The 18,414-nt window shown below is 58.9% G+C and carries 16 protein-coding genes, 4 tRNA genes and 1 riboswitch; of the genes, 16 read left to right on the forward strand and 4 right to left on the reverse strand.

The window, feature by feature from the left end; all coding sequences use genetic code 11:
• The first annotated feature begins 9 nt into the window (after positions 1 to 9).
• The 7 genes from AACY30_RS26925 (at position 10) to astE (ending at position 7,869) form a co-directional block, all read left to right on the forward strand.
• Positions 10 to 1,230, forward strand: a complete 1,221-nt coding sequence (locus AACY30_RS26925) for an aspartate aminotransferase family protein (protein WP_339472072.1) — start codon at positions 10 to 12, stop codon at positions 1,228 to 1,230.
• A gap of 243 nt (positions 1,231 to 1,473) precedes the next feature.
• The gene (gene aruF, locus AACY30_RS26930) at positions 1,474 to 2,493 is read left to right on the forward strand and encodes an arginine/ornithine succinyltransferase subunit alpha (protein ID WP_339472074.1); all 1,020 of its coding nucleotides are present in this window, start codon (positions 1,474 to 1,476) and stop codon (positions 2,491 to 2,493) included.
• A gap of 52 nt (positions 2,494 to 2,545) precedes the next feature.
• Positions 2,546 to 3,571: an arginine N-succinyltransferase gene (gene astA, locus AACY30_RS26935; RefSeq protein WP_339541423.1), complete on the forward strand. Its 1,026-nt coding sequence runs from the start codon at positions 2,546 to 2,548 to the stop codon at positions 3,569 to 3,571.
• Positions 3,568 to 5,037, forward strand: coding sequence for a succinylglutamate-semialdehyde dehydrogenase (gene astD / locus AACY30_RS26940; RefSeq protein WP_339541437.1), 1,470 nt, complete (start codon positions 3,568 to 3,570; stop codon positions 5,035 to 5,037). The genes astA and astD overlap by 4 nt, the downstream gene beginning before the upstream one ends.
• Positions 5,038 to 5,191: 154 nt before the next feature.
• Entirely contained in the window at positions 5,192 to 6,538 is a 1,347-nt protein-coding gene (gene astB / locus AACY30_RS26945) for an N-succinylarginine dihydrolase (RefSeq protein ID WP_339541424.1), read from the forward strand.
• Positions 6,539 to 6,562: 24 nt separating this feature from the next.
• Positions 6,563 to 6,853, forward strand: coding sequence for a hypothetical protein (locus AACY30_RS26950; protein WP_003214319.1), 291 nt, complete (start codon positions 6,563 to 6,565; stop codon positions 6,851 to 6,853).
• A gap of 11 nt (positions 6,854 to 6,864) precedes the next feature.
• The gene (astE, locus tag AACY30_RS26955; protein ID WP_339472076.1) at positions 6,865 to 7,869 is read left to right on the forward strand and encodes a succinylglutamate desuccinylase; all 1,005 of its coding nucleotides are present in this window, start codon (positions 6,865 to 6,867) and stop codon (positions 7,867 to 7,869) included.
• A gap of 56 nt (positions 7,870 to 7,925) precedes the next feature.
• Here astE and AACY30_RS26960 read toward each other — a convergent pair whose 3' ends face one another.
• A complete protein-coding gene (locus tag AACY30_RS26960; protein ID WP_065874001.1) occupies positions 7,926 to 8,435 on the reverse strand; it encodes a 6,7-dimethyl-8-ribityllumazine synthase in 510 nt (169 codons plus the stop codon).
• Positions 8,436 to 8,531: 96 nt separating this feature from the next.
• A riboswitch (FMN riboswitch) is annotated at positions 8,532 to 8,701 on the reverse strand.
• A gap of 190 nt (positions 8,702 to 8,891) precedes the next feature.
• Here AACY30_RS26960 and ltaE point away from each other — a divergent pair.
• The 8 genes from ltaE (at position 8,892) to mgtE (ending at position 16,633) form a co-directional block, all read left to right on the forward strand.
• Entirely contained in the window at positions 8,892 to 9,896 is a 1,005-nt protein-coding gene (gene ltaE / locus AACY30_RS26965; protein ID WP_339541425.1) for a low-specificity L-threonine aldolase, read from the forward strand.
• A 146-nt stretch (positions 9,897 to 10,042) separates the two neighbouring features.
• Positions 10,043 to 12,661, forward strand: coding sequence for an alanine--tRNA ligase (alaS, locus tag AACY30_RS26970; protein WP_339472078.1), 2,619 nt, complete (start codon positions 10,043 to 10,045; stop codon positions 12,659 to 12,661).
• Between the two features lie 95 nt (positions 12,662 to 12,756).
• A complete protein-coding gene (locus tag AACY30_RS26975) occupies positions 12,757 to 13,998 on the forward strand; it encodes an aspartate kinase (protein WP_339472079.1) in 1,242 nt (413 codons plus the stop codon).
• A 174-nt stretch (positions 13,999 to 14,172) separates the two neighbouring features.
• Positions 14,173 to 14,361 carry a carbon storage regulator CsrA gene (gene csrA / locus AACY30_RS26980; protein WP_003175645.1) on the forward strand — a complete coding sequence of 63 codons (189 nt, stop codon included), beginning with the start codon at positions 14,173 to 14,175 and terminating at the stop codon, positions 14,359 to 14,361.
• A gap of 62 nt (positions 14,362 to 14,423) precedes the next feature.
• Positions 14,424 to 14,514, forward strand: a tRNA-Ser gene (locus tag AACY30_RS26985).
• 108 nt (positions 14,515 to 14,622) lie between these two features.
• Positions 14,623 to 14,699: transfer RNA gene (locus AACY30_RS26990), tRNA-Arg, on the forward strand.
• Between the two features lie 72 nt (positions 14,700 to 14,771).
• Positions 14,772 to 14,848: transfer RNA gene (locus AACY30_RS26995), tRNA-Arg, on the forward strand.
• A gap of 339 nt (positions 14,849 to 15,187) precedes the next feature.
• Entirely contained in the window at positions 15,188 to 16,633 is a 1,446-nt protein-coding gene (gene mgtE, locus AACY30_RS27000; protein WP_065873997.1) for a magnesium transporter, read from the forward strand.
• A 139-nt stretch (positions 16,634 to 16,772) separates the two neighbouring features.
• Here mgtE and AACY30_RS27005 read toward each other — a convergent pair whose 3' ends face one another.
• The 3 genes from AACY30_RS27005 to AACY30_RS27015 all read right to left on the reverse strand — a co-directional run bounded on the left by AACY30_RS27005 (position 16,773) and on the right by AACY30_RS27015 (position 17,895).
• A complete protein-coding gene (locus tag AACY30_RS27005; RefSeq protein WP_003175643.1) occupies positions 16,773 to 17,099 on the reverse strand; it encodes an Arc family DNA-binding protein in 327 nt (108 codons plus the stop codon).
• Positions 17,100 to 17,476: 377 nt separating this feature from the next.
• A complete protein-coding gene (locus AACY30_RS27010) occupies positions 17,477 to 17,656 on the reverse strand; it encodes a PA3371 family protein (RefSeq protein ID WP_339420755.1) in 180 nt (59 codons plus the stop codon).
• Positions 17,657 to 17,667: 11 nt separating this feature from the next.
• On the reverse strand, positions 17,668 to 17,895 hold the full coding sequence (locus AACY30_RS27015) for a hypothetical protein (RefSeq protein WP_339541426.1): 228 nt from the start codon (positions 17,893 to 17,895) through the stop codon (positions 17,668 to 17,670).
• 325 nt (positions 17,896 to 18,220) lie between these two features.
• On the opposite strand from AACY30_RS27015, the gene AACY30_RS27020 reads away from it, so the two are divergent.
• Positions 18,221 to 18,297: transfer RNA gene (locus AACY30_RS27020), tRNA-Arg, on the forward strand.
• Positions 18,298 to 18,414 lie beyond the last annotated feature (117 nt).

An 18,414-nucleotide genomic window follows, 5' to 3' on the forward strand; every position in this document is an offset into this window, starting at 1 on the left:
GAGACTCCGATGTCCGTTGAGCAAGCCCCGGTGCAACGTGCCGATTTCGACCAGGTCATGGTTCCCAACTATGCACCTGCTGCCTTCATTCCCGTACGTGGCGAAGGTTCGCGCGTGTGGGACCAGGCCGGTCGCGAGCTGATCGACTTTGCCGGCGGCATCGCGGTCAACGTATTGGGCCACGCCCACCCGGCGTTGGTCGGGGCTCTGACCGAACAGGCCAACAAGCTGTGGCACGTCTCCAACGTCTTCACCAATGAGCCGGCCCTGCGCCTGGCGCATAAACTGATCGACGCCACCTTTGCCGAGCGGGTGTTTTTCTGCAACTCCGGCGCCGAAGCCAACGAGGCCGCGTTCAAGCTGGCCCGTCGCGTCGCGTTCGACCGTTTCGGCACCGAGAAGTACGAGATCATCGCGGCGCTGAACAGCTTCCACGGCCGTACCTTGTTCACCGTTAACGTCGGTGGCCAGTCCAAGTACTCCGATGGCTTCGGGCCTAAAATCACCGGCATCACCCACGTGCCTTACAACGACCTGGCTGCGCTGAAAGCCGCCGTGTCTGACAAGACCTGCGCCGTGGTGCTGGAGCCGATCCAGGGTGAAGGCGGCGTACTGCCGGCCGAACTGGCTTACTTGCAAGGTGCCCGTGAACTGTGCGACGCGAACAACGCATTGCTGGTGTTCGACGAAGTGCAAACCGGCATGGGCCGCAGCGGCCATCTGTTCGCCTATCAGCGTTACGGCGTGACGCCGGACATCCTCACCAGCGCCAAGAGCCTGGGCGGCGGTTTCCCGATCGCAGCGATGCTCACCACCGAAGCGCTGGCCAAGCACCTGGTCGTCGGCACCCACGGCACCACCTACGGCGGCAACCCGCTGGCGTGCGCAGTGGCCGAGGCAGTGATCGACGTAATCAACACGCCTGAAGTGCTGGCCGGTGTGAACGCCAAGCACGATCTGTTCAAGGCGCGCCTGGAGCAGATCGGCAAGCAATACGGCATCTTCACCGAAGTGCGCGGCATGGGCCTGCTGATTGGTTGCGTGCTGAGCGATGCGTTCAAAGGCAAGGCCAAGGACGTGTTCAACGCGGCCGAGAAAGAAAACCTGATGATCCTGCAAGCCGGCCCGGATGTTGTGCGTTTTGCACCGAGTTTGGTGGTTGAAGAAGCGGATATCAACGAAGGTCTGGACCGTTTTGAGCGTGCTGTAAAAGCACTGACGCAAGGTTGATCTACCGCTCGGCGCCTGGCGATCGGGCGTCGAGCAAAAATTCTATATGCCGGACCGAGTCAGATGTGGGAGCTGGCTTGCCTGCGATAGCATCACCTCGGTGCAACTGACAGACCGAGTTGCCTGCATCGCAGGCAAGCCAGCTCCCACATGGATCTGCTTGCACATCGAGATGTATGTGAACTCAGATCTCGTGTCCGGCATTTTTCCCTCTATGAAGTTTTCGAGTTAAGGAGTGACACCATGCTGGTGATGCGCCCCGCGCAAATGGCTGATCTGGGCGAGGTACAGCGTCTGGCTGCGGACAGCCCGATTGGTGTCACCTCCTTGCCGGACGATGTGGAACGCCTGAGCGACAAGATCGCTGCCAGCGAAGCGTCCTTCGCGGCCGAGGTCAGTTTCAACGGTGAAGAAAGCTATTTCTTCGTGCTCGAAGACACCGAGACCGGCAAGCTGGCCGGCTGCTCGGCCATCGTCGCCTCGGCCGGTTACTCGGAGCCGTTCTACAGCTTCCGTAACGAGACCTTCGTGCACGCCTCCCGCGAGCTGAAGATCCACAACAAGATCCACGTGCTTTCCCAGTGCCATGACCTCACCGGCAACAGCCTGCTCACCAGTTTCTACGTGGTGCCGGAGTTGGTCGGTTCAGCGTGGTCTGAGCTCAACTCCCGTGGCCGCCTGTTGTTCGTCGCCAGCCACCCCGAGCGTTTTGCCGACTCGGTGGTGACCGAAATCGTCGGCTACAGCGACGAGAACGGTGATTCGCCGTTCTGGGACGCCATCGGCCGCAATTTCTTCGACCTCAACTACGCCGCCGCCGAGCGCCTGTGCGGGCTGAAAAGCCGTACGTTCCTCGCCGAGCTGATGCCGCATTACCCGATCTACGTGCCGCTGCTGCCGGACGAAGCCCAGGAAGCGATGGGCCAGGTGCACCCACGGGCGCAGATCACCTTCGACATCCTGATGCGCGAAGGCTTCGAGACCGACCATTACATCGACATTTTCGACGGCGGCCCGACGCTGCACGCACGGGTTTCGGGCATTCGCTCGATTGCCCAGAGCCGCGTGGTACCGGTAAAGATCGGCGAGAGGGTCAAGGGTGTGGGCCGCCAGTACCTGGTGAGCAACGTGCAGCTGCAGGATTACCGTGCGGTGATGCTGGAGCTGGACTATGCGCCCGGCAAACCGGTGACCCTGGACATGGCAGCCGCTGAGGCCTTGGGCGTCGGCGAAGGCGCGAGCGTGCGCTTGGTAGCGGTTTAAAAGCAGAGTTTCGCGGGTGGCCTGAAGCAGGCGGCCCGTCTGAGGAGATAGCATGATCGTTCGTCCCGTACGCAGCAGCGATTTACCAGCCCTGATTGATCTGGCGCGCAGCACCGGCACCGGTCTCACCACTTTGCCGGCCAACGAAGAGCGCCTGACCCACCGGGTTGGCTGGGCGGAAAAAACCTTTCGCGGCGGCGCCGGGCGCGGCGATGCCGACTACCTGTTCGTGTTGGAAAACGACGAGGGCCGCGTGGTGGGCATCTCCGCCATCGCCGGCGCCGTTGGCCTGCGTGAGCCCTGGTACAACTTCCGGGTCGGCCTGACTGTCAGCGCCTCCCAGGAGCTGAATATCTACCGCGAGATTCCGACGCTGTTCCTGGCCAATGACCTGACCGGAAATTCCGAGCTGTGCTCGTTGTTCCTGCACGCCGATTACCGCACCGGCCTCAACGGCCGCATGCTGGCCAAGGCGCGCTTGCTGTTTATCGCTGAATTTCCGCAACTGTTCGGTAACAAGATCATTGCCGAGATGCGCGGTGTGTCCAACGACGCCGGGCGTTCGCCGTTCTGGGAAAGCCTGGGCCGCCATTTCTTTAAAATGGAGTTCAGCCAGGCCGATTACCTCACCGGCGTGGGCAACAAAGCGTTTATCGCCGAGCTGATGCCGAAGTTTCCGCTGTACAGCTGCTTCCTGTCGGAAGACGCACGCAACGTAATCGGCAAGGTCCACCCGGACACCGAACCTGCGTTGAGCATGCTCAAGAGTGAAGGCTTCAGCTACCAGGGCTATGTCGACATCTTCGACGCCGGCCCTGCGGTGGAATGCGAGACCAGTAAGATCCGCGCGGTCCGCGACAGCGAAGCGCTGGTGCTGGCGATCGGCACCCCCGGCGACGACGCCACCCCGTTCCTGATCCATAACCGTAAACGCGACGATTGCCGCATCACCGCCGCCCCCGCGCGGCTGGCGGCAGGCACCCTGGTGGTTGACCCGCTCACCGCCAAGCGCCTGCAACTGATCGCCGGCGATCAAGTGCGTGCCGTACCGTTGTCCGCTGCCCGGGAGTCGAAATAATGAATTCGCTGTATATCGCAGGTAGCTGGTTGGAAGGCCAGGGTGAACTGTTCGAATCGCGCAACCCGGTGACCCAGCAAGTACTGTGGGCCGGCAATGGCGCCACTGCCGAGCAGGTCGAATCCGCCGTGCAGGCCGCACGCCAGGCATTCCCTGCGTGGGCCAAGCGCCCGCTGGAAGAACGCATCAGCGTGCTGGAAACCTTCGCCGCCACCCTGAAAAGCCGCGCCGATGAAATGGCCCGTTGTATCGGCGAAGAAACCGGCAAGCCGCTGTGGGAATCGGCCACCGAAGTCACCAGCATGGCCAACAAGATCGCGATCTCGGTGCAAAGCTACCGCGAACGCACCGGCGAGAAGAGCGGCCCGTTGGGCGACGCCACCGCCGTATTGCGTCATAAACCTCACGGTGTGGTTGCGGTGTTCGGTCCGTACAACTTCCCTGGTCACTTGCCGAATGGGCATATCGTGCCGGCGTTGCTGGCGGGCAATACTGTGCTGTTCAAACCGAGTGAGCTGACCCCCAAAGTCGCCGAGTTGACCGTGCAGTGCTGGATCGACGCGGGGCTGCCGGCGGGTGTGCTGAACCTGCTGCAAGGCGCGCGGGAGACCGGTATCGCGCTGGCGGCCAATCCTGGCATCGACGGTTTGTTCTTTACGGGCTCCAGCCGCACCGGCAATCACCTGCACCAGCAGTTCTCCGGGCGCCCGGACAAGATCCTGGCCCTGGAAATGGGCGGCAATAACCCGCTGGTGGTGGACGAAGTGGCCGATGTGGACGCGGCGGTCTACACCATCATTCAGTCGGCGTTTATCTCCGCCGGCCAGCGTTGCACCTGTGCCCGCCGTTTGCTGGTGCCGGAAGGCGCCTGGGGCGATGCGTTGCTGGGGCGCCTGGTGGCGGTCAGCGCGACGATTGAAGTGGGTGCGTTTGACCAGCAACCGGCGCCGTTCATGGGCTCGGTGATCTCTCTTGGCGCCGCCAAGGCCTTGATGGACGCCCAGGAACTGATGCTGGCCAACGGTGCCGTGGCGTTGCTGGAAATGACTCAGCCTCAGGATCAGGCCGCCTTGCTGACCCCGGGCATCATCGACGTGACGGCCGTGACCGAGCGCGAAGACGAAGAACTGTTCGGCCCACTGTTGCAAGTGATCCGCTACGCTGATTTTGAAGCGGCGATTGTCGAGGCCAACAACACCCAGTACGGGCTGGCCGCCGGTTTGTTGTCGGATTCTGAGGAACGCTACCAGCAGTTCTGGCTGGAAAGCCGCGCTGGCATCGTCAACTGGAACAAACAGCTGACCGGCGCCGCCAGTACCGCGCCGTTCGGTGGGGTAGGGGCGTCGGGCAACCACCGCGCCAGTGCGTATTACGCGGCGGATTATTGCGCGTACCCGGTGGCGTCGCTGGAAACGCCTAGCCTGGTTGTTCCAGCCACACTAACCCCCGGCATTACGCTGATCTAAATGTGGGAGCGGGCTTGCTCGCGAAAGCGGTGTGTCATTCAACAGTTCAGGTGACTGATCCAGCGCATTCGCGAGCACGCCCGCTCCCACTTGATTTGTGGTGTATTCAAGTAATTTGAAGCCTATAAAAACAGATGTTCGTGGAGCCTCGCCGATGAAATCCTATGAAGTCAATTTTGACGGTCTAGTGGGGCCGACCCATAACTACGGCGGTTTGTCCTTCGGCAACGTCGCGTCCCAGAGCAACAGCCAGCAGCATTCAAGCCCCAAGGAAGCGGCGTTGCAGGGCCTGCAAAAAATGAAAGCCCTGATGGACATGGGCTTTGTGCAAGGCGTATTGGCGCCGCAGGAGCGCCCGGACGTGGCCGCTTTGCGCAGCCTTGGTTTCAGCGGCACCGATGCTCAGGTGATTCAGCAGGCGGCCAAGCAGGCAATGCCTTTGCTGGTCGCGAGCTGCTCGGCGTCGAGCATGTGGGTAGCCAATGCCGCGACCGTCAGCCCAAGCGCTGATACGGCTGACGGCCGCGTGCATTTCACCGCTGCCAACCTCAATTGCAAATACCACCGCAGCATCGAACACCCCACCACCAGCTGTGTGCTGGGCGCGATGTTTGCCGATGAAAAGCACTTTGCTCACCACACTGCGTTGCCGGCAGTGGCGCAGTTCGGCGACGAAGGCGCGGCCAACCACACGCGCTTCTGCCGGGAATACGGTGAGGCCGGCGTTGAGTTTTTCGTGTTCGGTCGCAGTGCGTTCGACCCCCGCTACCCGGCGCCGCAGAAGTACCCGGCGCGCCAGACGCTTGAAGCGTCCCAGGCAGTTGCACGCCTGCACGGCTTGAAGGATGACGGTGTGGTGTACGCCCAGCAGAACCCGGCGGTGATCGATGCCGGCGTGTTCCACAATGATGTGATCGCGGTGGGCAACGGTGAAGTGTTGTTCTATCACGAGGACGCGTTCCTCAATACCGAGCAGATGCTTGGCGAGCTGCAACGCAAACTGGGCAAGTTGGGCGGCAACTTCCAGTCTGTTTGCGTGCCCCGCGCCCAGGTCAGCGTCGAGGACGCGGTGCGTTCCTACCTGTTCAACAGCCAGTTGCTGACCCGTGCCGACGGCTCAATGCTGCTGATCGTGCCGGAAGAATGCCGCGTCAATGAACGCGTCTGGCACTACCTGCAAAGCCTCACGGCTTCAGGCGGGCTGATTCGTGAAGTGAAAGTCTTCGACCTCAAGCAAAGCATGCAGAACGGCGGTGGTCCGGCGTGCCTGCGCTTGCGCGTAGCCTTGAACGAAACCGAGCTGGCGGCGGTGAATCCAGGCGTTATCATGACTGCACCGTTGTACGAAACCCTGACCCAGTGGGTCGACAAGCACTACCGCGACAGCCTGCGTGAAACCGACCTGGCTGACCCGCAATTGCTGCTGGAGTGCCGGACGGCATTGGATGAACTGACGCAAATCCTTAAACTGGGCTCGGTTTATCCTTTCCAGATCAATTAATGCCGTATGGCTGAGAGTTATTTTATGACCACCGACACCCTGAAACTGATCCTTGAAGACACCGACGGCACCCAGCTGGAAACCTCCTGCACCCGCGTCGCTGTGGTCTGGCAGGGCAAGGAAATCTGGATTCAGCACGACGGCCGTGGCCAACTGCTGATCGGCGTAGACGTGGAAGAAGGTGACGCGGAATACGCCAACCTGCTCATGCGCCCATTGGCCACCAACCTGATGAGCCTGCAACTGGAAATGGAACCGGCCGACGTCGAAGGTGATGACGACGATCACGTCCACGGCCCAGGCTGCAACCACTAAGGAAGCTGCGTATGCTCGCCCTCGGCAAACTGCTTGAACTGACCCTCGCCGGTCGTGAACCGGCGCAAAAAATTCAACTGACTGTCGACGGCGTGCAAATGCGCTGGCTCAGCGAGGGCGCACTTGAAGTGCGCCCGCCGCAAGCCCAGGACAAAGGCAGCGACTTGCTGCTGTCGTCCGGCATCCATGGCAACGAAACCGCGCCGATCGAACTGCTCGACCGCCTGTTGCATGGCATCGCCCGTGGGGAGATCAAACCCCGCAATCGTATTCTGTTCCTGTTCGGCAACCCCGAGGCCATGCGCCGCGGCGAGCGTTACCTCGAACTGGACGTCAACCGGCTGTTCAACGGCCGTCATGAAAAAAACATCGGCCCTGAAGCCATGCGTGCCGCCGAGCTTGAGCAATTGGCCCGCAGCTTCTTCAGCGTGCCTGACCGTTCGCGCCTGCATTACGACCTGCACACGGCCATTCGCGGCTCGAAGATCGAGCAGTTTGCCCTGTATCCGTGGAAGGAAGGTCGCCAGCACGCTCGCCACGAACTGGCGCGCCTCAACGCTGCCGGCATGCAAGCGGTGCTGCTGCAAAACAAGACCTCGATCACCTTCACCGCGTTTACCTACGAGCAGCTGGAAGCCGAGGCCTTCACGCTGGAATTGGGCAAGGCGCGACCGTTTGGGCAGAACCAGAGTGTGGATGTGTCGCGCCTGGAAACTCGCCTCAAGCAGATCATTGAAGGCACTGAGCCTGAGACCGATAGCCTTGAAGGCTTGAAGCTGTTCGCCGTTGCGCGCGAAGTGATCAAGCACAGCGATGCCTTCCTGATGCACTTGCCGGCGGATGTGGAAAACTTTTCGGAACTGGAAAAGGGCTATCTGCTGGCCGAAGACGTGGCCAAGACCCGTTGGGTGATCGAAGAGGAGGGCGCGCGCATCATCTTTCCCAACCCGAAGGTAAAGAATGGCTTGCGGGCGGGGATATTGATTGTGCCGACGACGGACGCTGGTTTGGCCTGAATTCCAAGCCAGCTCCCACACAAGCCCAGCTCTGAGGCTGGGCCTGGCGGTATTGTTTAGACCGCTACAGCACGCGGCTCGCTGCGACGGATCGCACGCACTTTGTGCAGCGTATCGGCGCAGGTCCGCGCCGCTTCCTGGCCTTTGTGCACGAAGTGCTCGTAGAAAAAGGTGTGGTGCTCAGTGCCCGCATGGAAGTGATGCGGTGTCAGCGATACCGAGAACACCGGCACTTCAGTTTCCAGCTGCACCTGCATCAGGCCGCTGACGACCGATTGGGCCACGAATTCGTGACGGTAGATGCCGCCATCCACCACCAGCGCAGCAGCGACGATACCCGCGTAGCGGCCGGTCTTGGCCAGCAGCTTGGCGTGCAGGGGCATTTCAAAGGCGCCGCCGACTTCAAAGAAATCAATATCCGATTCCTGGTAGCCCTGGGCGATCATTTCGGCGAGGAAGCCTTTGCGGGATTGGTCGACAATATCCTTGTGCCAGCAGGCCTGGATAAACGCGACGCGCTCGCCGTGATGGTTTTTGCTTTTGCTGTCGATTGCGGTGGGTTGCATGTTCTGACTCCTGTTTAAGAAAAAAACAGGGCGTTATGAATCGAATGGGATTTAAGGGTACGCAAGCACAGTTCGTGCGCGGCCCTTAGGCGCCAATCCCGTTCTCTCTTCATCCGGACTATGACCGTCGGCCCCGGGATCACACCGGGTCTGCTGACCTTGTCGCCGTCCTGCGTGAGCAGTTCAAGGCGCCAAGCGCTCGCGGGCTATACACATTGCGTGTAATTACCGCCGGTGGGGAATTGCACCCCGCCCTGAGAACGTTGCCACCAGAACCCTGGCGGCGGAGAGTTTTTAACACGGTTTTTCGCAAACTGCACGATCACCGTATCGATAAGCTATATCGGTTTGTTTGGTTGGTATTCGATTGAATGCAGCGGGGGCTTGATATTCCGTGGCTTTGCCCGCAGTAATCACTCAGAAAAGGAACTTACTGAACCCCTAGAGGCGTGTTTCATGTCTGTGATCGACCTGCGCAGTGACACCGTGACCCAACCCACTCCCGGCATGCTCGACGCCATGGCCACTGCTGTCAGCGGCGATGACGTGTATGGCGAAGACCCCAGCGTCAATCGTCTGGAGGCCGAGCTGGCGAAGCGCCTGGGCTTTGCCGCTGCGCTGTTCGTGCCCACCGGCACCATGAGCAACCTGCTGGCGTTGATGGCTCACTGTGAGCGTGGCGAGGAATACATCGTCGGCCAGCAGGCCCACACCTACAAATACGAAGGTGGCGGGGCAGCGGTGTTGGGTTCGATCCAACCGCAACCGCTGGACGTGCAGGCGGATGGCTCCCTGGACCTGGACCAGGTGCTGGCGGCGATCAAGCCGGACGACTTCCATTTCGCCCGTACCCGCCTGCTGGCATTGGAAAACACCATGCAGGGCAAGGTATTGCCGATGGACTACCTGGCGAAGGCACGAGCATTCACCCGGGAACAGGGTCTGGCCCTGCATTTGGATGGCGCACGGCTCTACAACGCCGCGGTCAAGCTGGGCGTGGAGGCGCGTGAGATTGCCAAGCACTTTGATTCGGTGTCGGTGTGCCTGTCCAAGGGCCTTGGCGCGCCGATTGGCTCGGTGTTGTGCGGTTCCACGGCGTTGATCGCCAAGGCCAGGCGCCTGCGCAAGATGGTCGGCGGCGGCATGCGCCAGGCCGGTTCCCTGGCGGCGGCCGGGCTGTATGCGCTGGATCACCAGGTGCAGCGCCTGGCCGACGACCACGCTAACGCCCAATGGCTGGGCGATGAGCTGCGCAAAGTGGGTTATGAAGTGGAGCCGGTACAGACCAACATGGTCTACGTGCAGATCGGTGATCGGGCCGAAGCCTTGAAGGTTTTTGCTGCCGAGCGTGGGATCAAGTTGAGCACTGCGCCTAGCCTGCGCATGGTCACGCATAGGGATGTCAGTCGGGCGCAGATCGAGCAAGTCGTGCAGGCATTCGTCGAGTTTTCGCGCAAATGAGCGTGCAGACCGTCTAATTGAACCTTTCAATCGTATAAACACGCTGTACCCCCGGCAAAGGGCCGATATAATGCGGCCCTTTGCCGTCGCTCCGTCTGATGATGTTGCGCACTGGCCTTTGGCCGCAGCCTCCGTGGAAGAACCTAATGAAAAGCGCAGAAATCCGTGAAGCCTTCCTTCGCTTCTTCGAAGAGCAAGGTCACACCCGTGTCGCCTCCAGCTCCTTGATCCCAGGCAATGACCCAACCCTGCTGTTCACTAACGCGGGGATGAACCAGTTCAAGGACTGCTTCCTGGGCCAGGAAAAGCGCGCCTACACCCGCGCCACCAGCAGCCAGAAGTGCGTGCGTGCCGGCGGCAAGAACAGTGACCTGGAAAACGTGGGCTACACCGCCCGCCACCACACGTTCTTCGAAATGCTGGGTAACTTCAGCTTTGGTGACTACTTCAAGAAAGATGCGATTACGTTCGCCTGGACCTTCCTGACCGGCGTGTTGAAGCTGCCAGAGGAAAAACTCTGGGTTACCGTGTACGCCACGGACGACGAAGCGTACGACATCTGGACCAAGGAAGTCGGCGTGCCCGTCGAGCGCATGATTCGCATCGGCGACAACAAGGGTGCGCCGTACGCTTCCGACAACTTCTGGACCATGGGCGATACCGGCCCGTGTGGCCCTTGCACCGAGATCTTCTACGACCACGGCGCCGACATCTGGGGTGGCCCCCCGGGTTCGCCGGAAGAAGACGGCGACCGTTACATCGAGATCTGGAACAACGTGTTCATGCAGTTCAACCGCACCGCCGATGGCGTGTTGCATCCGCTACCTGCGCCGTCGGTGGATACCGGCATGGGCCTGGAGCGGATCAGTGCGGTGCTGCAGCACGTTCACTCCAACTACGAAATCGACCTGTTCACCCAGTTGTTGAGCGCGTCGGCCGCGGCCATTGGTTGTGCCAATGAAAGCCAGTCTTCCCTCAAGGTGGTGTCTGACCACATCCGTTCCTGCGGTTTCCTGATCGCCGACGGTGTGTTGCCGTCCAACGAAGGCCGTGGCTATGTGCTGCGCCGTATCATCCGTCGCGCCTGCCGTCACGGTAACAAGCTGGGCGCCACTGGCAGCTTCTTCTACAAAATCGTGGCCGCACTGGTTGCCGAGATGGGCGAAGCCTTCCCGGAACTCAAGCAGCAGCAAAGCAATATCGAGCGCGTGCTCAAGGCTGAGGAGGAGCAGTTCTCCAAGACCCTCGAACACGGCCTGAAAATCCTCGAGCAGGACCTGGCTGAACTCAAAGGCACCGTGGTGCCAGGCGATGTGGTGTTTAAGCTGTATGACACCTATGGCTTCCCGATGGACCTGACCGCCGACATCGCCCGTGAGCGTGAGCTGACCATTGATGAAGCGGGTTTTGAGCGTGAGATGGAAGCTCAGCGCGTGCGTGCTCGCTCCGCCAGCTCCTTTGGCCTTGACTACAACACCCTGGTCAAGGTTGACGTGCCCACCGAATTCATCGGTTACAAGGCTACCGTTGGCGCTGCCAAGATCGTTGCCATCTATAAAGACGGCAAGTCGGTCGACGTGTTGAGTGAAGGCGAAGAGGCGGTTGTGGTCCTCGACCAGACGCCGTTCTACGCCGAGTCGGGTGGCCAGATTGGTGATTGTGGTTTCCTGAGTTCGACGTCCGGCCGTTTTGAGGTGCGCGACACCACCAAGACCGGCGGTGCGTTCCTGCATCACGGTGTGTTGGTGCTGGGCAACTTGACGGTTGGTGCGCCGGTGGACACCCAGGTCGATGCCGATGTACGCCATGCGACCGCGTTGAATCACTCGGCCACTCACCTGCTGCACGCCGCGCTGCGCCAGGTACTGGGCGAGCACGTCCAGCAGAAAGGTTCGTTGGTCGACAGCCAGCGCCTGCGCTTCGACTTCAGCCACTTTGAAGCGATCAAGCCCGAGCAGATCAAGGCCCTGGAAGACATCGTCAACGCTGAGATTCGCAAGAACACCGCGGTAGAAACCGAAGAAACCGACATCGAGACCGCCAAGGCCAAAGGCGCCATGGCGCTGTTCGGCGAGAAGTACGGCGACAACGTGCGTGTATTGAGCATGGGCGGCAGTTTCTCTGTGGAACTGTGTGGCGGTATCCACGCCAACCGTACCGGCGACATCGCCCTGCTGAAAATCATCAGCGAAGGGGGTGTAGCGTCCGGTGTGCGTCGTATCGAGGCCGTCACTGGCGCTGCAGCCCTGGCCTACCTCAATGCGGCTGAAGAACAACTCAAGGAAGCGGCCAGCCTGGTCAAGGGCAGCCGCGACAACCTTATCGACAAGCTGTCCGCTGTACTGGAGCGCAACCGTACGCTGGAGAAACAGCTGGAGCAGTTGCAGGCCAAGGCGGCCAGTGCGGCGGGCGACGATTTGTCGGCTTCTGCGGTGGACGTCAAGGACGTGAAAGTGTTGGCTGCGCGCCTGGACGGTCAGGACGGCAAGGCGCTGTTGGCCTTGGTCGATCAGTTGAAGAACAAGCTCGGCCGCGCAGTGATCCTGCTCGGCGGTGTCCATGAGGATAAGGTCGTTCTGGTTGCCGGTGTAACCAAGGACCTGACTGGCCAACTCAAGGCCGGTGATTTGATGAAGCAAGCCGCCGCGGCAGTGGGCGGGAAGGGCGGTGGTCGTCCGGACATGGCGCAAGGCGGTGGTGTAGACGCTGGCGCCCTGGACGCAGCCCTGGCCCTGACCGTGCCGTTTGTCGAGGCAGGTATTTAAGGCACTGTTAATCAGCCCGTGGTCTAGTCGCGGGCGGGTTCGGTGCTGGTTGATTGGTTATCAGGCGCCCCTTTACGGGCTGAGGCGGCTTAGAAATGGCTTTGATCGTACAGAAATTTGGAGGCACCTCGGTCGGCTCTGTCGAAAGAATCGAGCAGGTGGCCGACAAGGTTAAGAAATTCCGCGATGCTGGCGACGACTTGGTGGTGGTGCTGTCGGCCATGAGCGGCGAGACCAATCGCCTGATCGATCTGGCCAAGGCAATCAGTGGTGATCAACAGCCGCTCCCGCGTGAGCTGGATGTGATCGTGTCCACCGGTGAGCAGGTGACCATTGCCTTGCTGGCCATGGCGCTGAATAAGCGCGGTGTGCCGGCGGTGTCCTACACTGGCAGCCAGGTGCGTATCCTCACTGACAGCGCGCACACCAAGGCGCGCATCCTGCAAATTGATGATCAGAAAATTCGCACTGATCTAAAAGCCGGCCGCGTGGTAGTTGTAGCGGGCTTCCAGGGTGTGGATGAGCAGGGCAATATCACCACCCTCGGGCGTGGCGGTTCAGATACCACCGGCGTGGCGCTGGCGGCGGCGCTCAAGGCCGATGAATGCCAGATTTACACCGATGTGGATGGCGTCTATACCACCGATCCGCGTGTAGTGTCCGTGGCTCAGCGCCTGGATAAGATCACCTTTGAAGAGATGCTGGAAATGGCCAGCCTTGGTTCCAAGGTGTTGCAGATCCGCGCGGTGGAGTTTGCCGGCAAGTACAACGTTCCGCTGCGCGTATTGCACAGCTTCAAAGAGGGTCCGGGCACCCTCATTACTATTGATGAAGAGGAATCCATGGAACAGCCAATCATTTCCGGTATCGCTTTCAACCGTGATGAAGCCAAGCTGACCATCCGTGGCGTGCCAGACACCCCGGGCGTGGCGTTCAAGATCCTGGGCCCTATCAGCGGCGCGAACATCGAAGTCGACATGATCGTGCAGAACGTATCGCACGATAACACCACCGATTTCACCTTCACCGTGCACCGCAACGAGTACGATGCGGCGGAGCGGATCCTGCAGAACACTGCGAAGCAAATCAGTGCCCGCGAAGTGATCGGCGACACCAAGATTGCCAAGCTGTCGATCGTGGGTGTGGGCATGCGTTCGCATGCCGGCGTTGCCAGCCGTATGTTTGAGGCCCTGGCCAAGGAAAGCATCAATATCCAGATGATCTCTACCTCAGAAATCAAGGTTTCGGTGGTGATCGAAGAGAAGTACCTGGAACTGGCTGTACGTGCGCTGCATACCGCTTTTGAGCTGGACGCTCCGGCCCGACAGGGCGAGTGATGCAGTGCCAGAAAGGCGCGGTTTACCGCGCCTTTCATTTTTTTGTAGGGCGCATGTTCTTTTGCGTGGGCTCGACAATACTTAGGTGGTAGGGCTACGGCTTTTGGGTTGTAGGTCGAATGCCTTTTTTTTGCAGACTGTTGTTCCTGAACTGAAATGCGTGAGGAGAAAGGTATGTTGATTCTGACTCGTCGTTGCGCAGAAAGCCTGATTATCGGTGATGGCGAAATCACCGTGACCGTGCTTGGCGTCAAAGGCAATCAAGTACGTATCGGGGTTAACGCTCCGAAAGAGGTAGCGGTGCACCGCGAGGAAATCTACCTGCGGATCAAGAAAGAGAAGGACGAAGAACCAAGCCTTTAATTTTTATCGTTTTTTATGTTTGCAAACGGGGATGAACGTGGTTAATATACGCCCCGTGTTGCGGAGAGCTGGCCGAGTGGCCGAAGGCGCTCCCCTGCTAAGGGAGTACACCTCAAAAGGGTGTCGGGGGTTCGAATCCCCCGTTCTCCGCCATTATTTGCTTAGTACGTTGCAATCTGGTTTTTTCGGTAAGTTGTTGAAGTTACTCGAAAAAATAGCTTTACATAGAGATTGAACGGCCTATAATGCGCGGCAACAAATGCACTCGTAGCTCAGCTGGATAGAGTACTCGGCTACGAACCGAGCGGTCACAGGTTCGAATCCTGTCGAGTGCACCATTTAAGAGTCAATTGCAGCAATGCAGTTGATTCGGTTGGAACCAGTTGTGATCTGGTCTAAAAACACAATATGCACTCGTAGCTCAGCTGGATAGAGTACTCGGCTACGAACCGAGCGGTCACAGGTTCGAATCCTGTCGAGTGCACCATACAAACAAAAAGCCCGCCTAGTGCGGGCTTTTTGCCGTCTGGAGTTTGTGTAGGATTTTTTCTTTTTCTCTTCTCTCATGTGTTTTCCTTCCACACTGCGTCGTCGCAGTTCATAGATGCAGCCAATGCTTAGCTTTGGCTCGCAAGCGCTTGTTCTTTCCAGTTTTTTAACGTTTAAAGTGGCCGGGCGGTGTATCATTGCGCCCGTCAGCCCCGCCGGGGCTTGTGGAATACCTCCATGGACTTACCCAGTAGTTACTCAGTACCCCGTTTTACCAATCATGAATTGACTGATTGATCCTTCCGGCGTGCCCCGCTGCTGGGAGTGGAGTTCGCCTATGACCGAAGTAGAAGTAAAGAAAAAAACACAAGACAGCCTGCAGGATCGCTTGGCTCAAGTCATTGAGCTGCTGCAGCGCCAGCGCGTGGTCGAAGACCTTACGCACCGCCAGGATGGCCCGAATAACGACTTGGTCGAAAACCTGGTCCACCGGCAAAACCTCGTCGAGCTCCAACGCAAGCTCGATGACCTGCACTCCGCCGACGTCGCCTATATTCTCGAAGCCCTGCCGCTGGATGACCGACTGGCCCTTTGGCAATTGGTCAAGGCTGATCGTGACGGCGACATCCTGCTCGAAGTATCCGACTCAGTCCGTGAAACCCTGATCGCCGACATGGACGATCATGAGCTCCTGGCTGCGGCCAAGGAGATGGACGCCGATGAGCTGGCTGACCTTGCCCCCGAGCTGCCGCGTGATGTTGTCCATGAGCTGATGGAGGCGCTGGACACGCAACAGCGCGAGCGCGTGCGCTCTGCGTTGTCTTACGATGAGGACCAAGTCGGCGCGCTGATGGACTTCGAGATGGTCACCATCCGCGAAGACGTCAGCCTGGAAGTGGTCCTGCGCTACCTGCGCCGGCTGAAAGAGCTGCCTGGTCACACCGACAAGCTGTTCGTGGTCGACTACGAAGGCATTCTCAAGGGTGTACTGCCGATCAAGCGTCTGTTGGTCAATGATCCGGACAAGATGGTTGCGGATTTAATGGCCAGCGATACGGTGAGTTTTCACCCAGATGAAGATGCCTACGACGCGGCGCAAGCATTCGAGCGTTATGACTTGATCTCGGCGCCGGTGGTCGACAAGAACGGCAAATTGATTGGCCGTTTGACCATCGATGAGATCGTCGACCTGATTCGTGAAGAGAGTGAAACTGAAGTCCTCAACATGGCGGGTTTGCGTGAAGAGGAAGATATCTTTGCGTCGGTCTGGCGTTCGCTGCGTAACCGCTGGGCCTGGCTGGCGGTCAATCTGGTTACCGCCTTTATTGCCTCGCGTGTGATCGGCTTGTTCGAAGGTTCCATTGAGAAGCTGGTAGCCCTGGCGGCATTGATGCCGATTGTGGCCGGTATTGGCGGCAACTCCGGCAACCAGACGATCACGATGATCGTGCGCGCGATGGCGCTGGACCAAGTGAGTACGGCTAACTCATCGCGTCTGTTGCGCAAAGAACTGGCTGTGGGCCTGATCAACGGGTTGGTGTGGGGTGGGGTGATCGGTGTGGTGGCCTACTTGCTATATGGCAGTTGGTCGCTCGGCGTGGTGATGACTGCTGCCATGACCCTCAACCTGCTGTTGGCGGCCCTGATGGGGGTGTTGATCCCCATGACCCTGGCGCGTCTTGGACGGGACCCTGCGATGGGTGCCAGCGTGATGATCACAGCCATGACCGACAGTGGTGGCTTCTTCATCTTCCTGGGCTTGGCAACAATTTTCCTGCTCTGATCCCTTTCGGCGGGGGGGCAAGTCTGCCCCCTAACGAGCTCCCCGCGTAGCACCAGCACATCAAAAATGTTTGGATGCCTATACAAATTCCAGGCAAAAAAAAGCCAGCACATGGCTGGCTTTGGCTTTCAGCTGCAAATCAATTGGCTTCTGCGGCCGCCTCAACGTCGTGCGCGATGAGCGAGACGAGAGCATTTTGCTGGCGGTGGGAAAGCTGGCGAAAACGCTGCAGCAGTTCGCGTTCGTGCAGCGACAGCTCGGGGCTGTCCAGACGCATGCTCAACTCGTCGCCCAGCGCACCTTCCTGAATGAGGCTTTGTTCCAGGCGCGCGATGATTTCGGAGTTCATGCTGCGGTGATGATTGCGAGCCACCTCGGCAATGCGTTCACGCATTCCGTCTGGCAGACGTACGACGAACTTGTCAGCCGTACGGCTGGAATAAATTGCCTGTTTCAATGGGCGCATATATTTAACCGGTTAGTTCAGGGGAGCGGTTTTTGGAATTGGCCGCAAGATGAATGTTAAGACAAGGCTCACGACCAAAGTTCAACCCGAATTGCAAAGAGGCCGCATCATGCCTCAGATTTGCCAGTTCCTTGGCGTCAATTCTGTGACAAATATTGAACTGACTAGAGGCTTTATGCCAGCATTCATTTGTTTTTTTGCGGACTGGTTGGAAAAATCTTCTACGGGTGATTCCGCGAGGGAACTTCCCAGAACTCCAAACCAGCACAGGGCTTGAGGCCGCACATCTTATAGCAAAGTGGCACTTTGCCCTTAGTTTTAAGAATAGTGGCAATCTGCCGATTAGCCAAAGCCAGGCGACGTAAGGTAGGAGGGAATCAGCGCAGGACCGGGTCGAACTTGATACGACGACCGACAATGAGGGAGATCAACAACAGGCTGGCAAACACACCCGTGGCAATGAATGCGGTTGTTTGGCCGTCTTGCGATTCGGCGCCCAAGCCCACAGCGCCGGTGAAGGCGGTCAGGCACAAAAACAGCCAGGCAGATTTGGTCATTTACGATTTCCTTAGAAAACCCAGTGTTCAGATGCAGGTGCAGCCTGGGTGACTTCGGTCAGGCGTACCGGCGATTGCGCGTTGGGCGTCATTACCGCCAGTTGCGGCCGCTGTTGCAGGTGATGCGGGACAGCCTGGCCGATCTGCGCAGGATCGTTAGCGCCAGTCGATTGAAAATGGAATGTTACTAATGCAGCCAAGGCTACGGTGTTGAGGGCTAACAGAAGGGCACTGTTCATGGTCATGTTCTCCGCTTAACGCCGTGGCCTATTGGGTTTGTAGGAGAGGTATTGCAGGTCTCGTGCCAATCTATTAATCCATTAAAATCAATGGGTTGAGTGTACTTTAAAGGACCGAAAGGTTGCAATTTGCAATGATGGCATTTTGAGGGAGTGCATTTTGCACGATGGCGGCAAGTGCCCGGATTTACGGGTCGAAACTGCGATCAGCCCGGCAGGGATCGACCTACACTCAAAAAGCCGACGGACGACATGACAAAACCCACCTCGGCCGTTAACATGCACGCCGTCCGTCGCCGTGTCCTTGGCCAGACGACTGTCATTTGTCCCAGTAGCTCAATTGGATAGAGCATCCCCCTCCTAAGGGGAAGGTTGGCCGTTCGAACCGGCCCTGGGACGCCATATTTAAAAGGGTTTCGTGAGAAAACTCGTGTCTTATCGCTCTTAGGTACCAGTTGTGTACCAGCACTAAAAGTTTAATTCCTGAACGTGCTCGGTCTTCTCGCACTGCTTAGATTG

The sequence above is a fragment of the Pseudomonas sp. RA_5y_Pfl1_P24 genome, assembly GCF_963970945.1.
GTDB classification, from domain to species: Bacteria; Pseudomonadota; Gammaproteobacteria; order Pseudomonadales; family Pseudomonadaceae; genus Aquipseudomonas; species Aquipseudomonas tritici.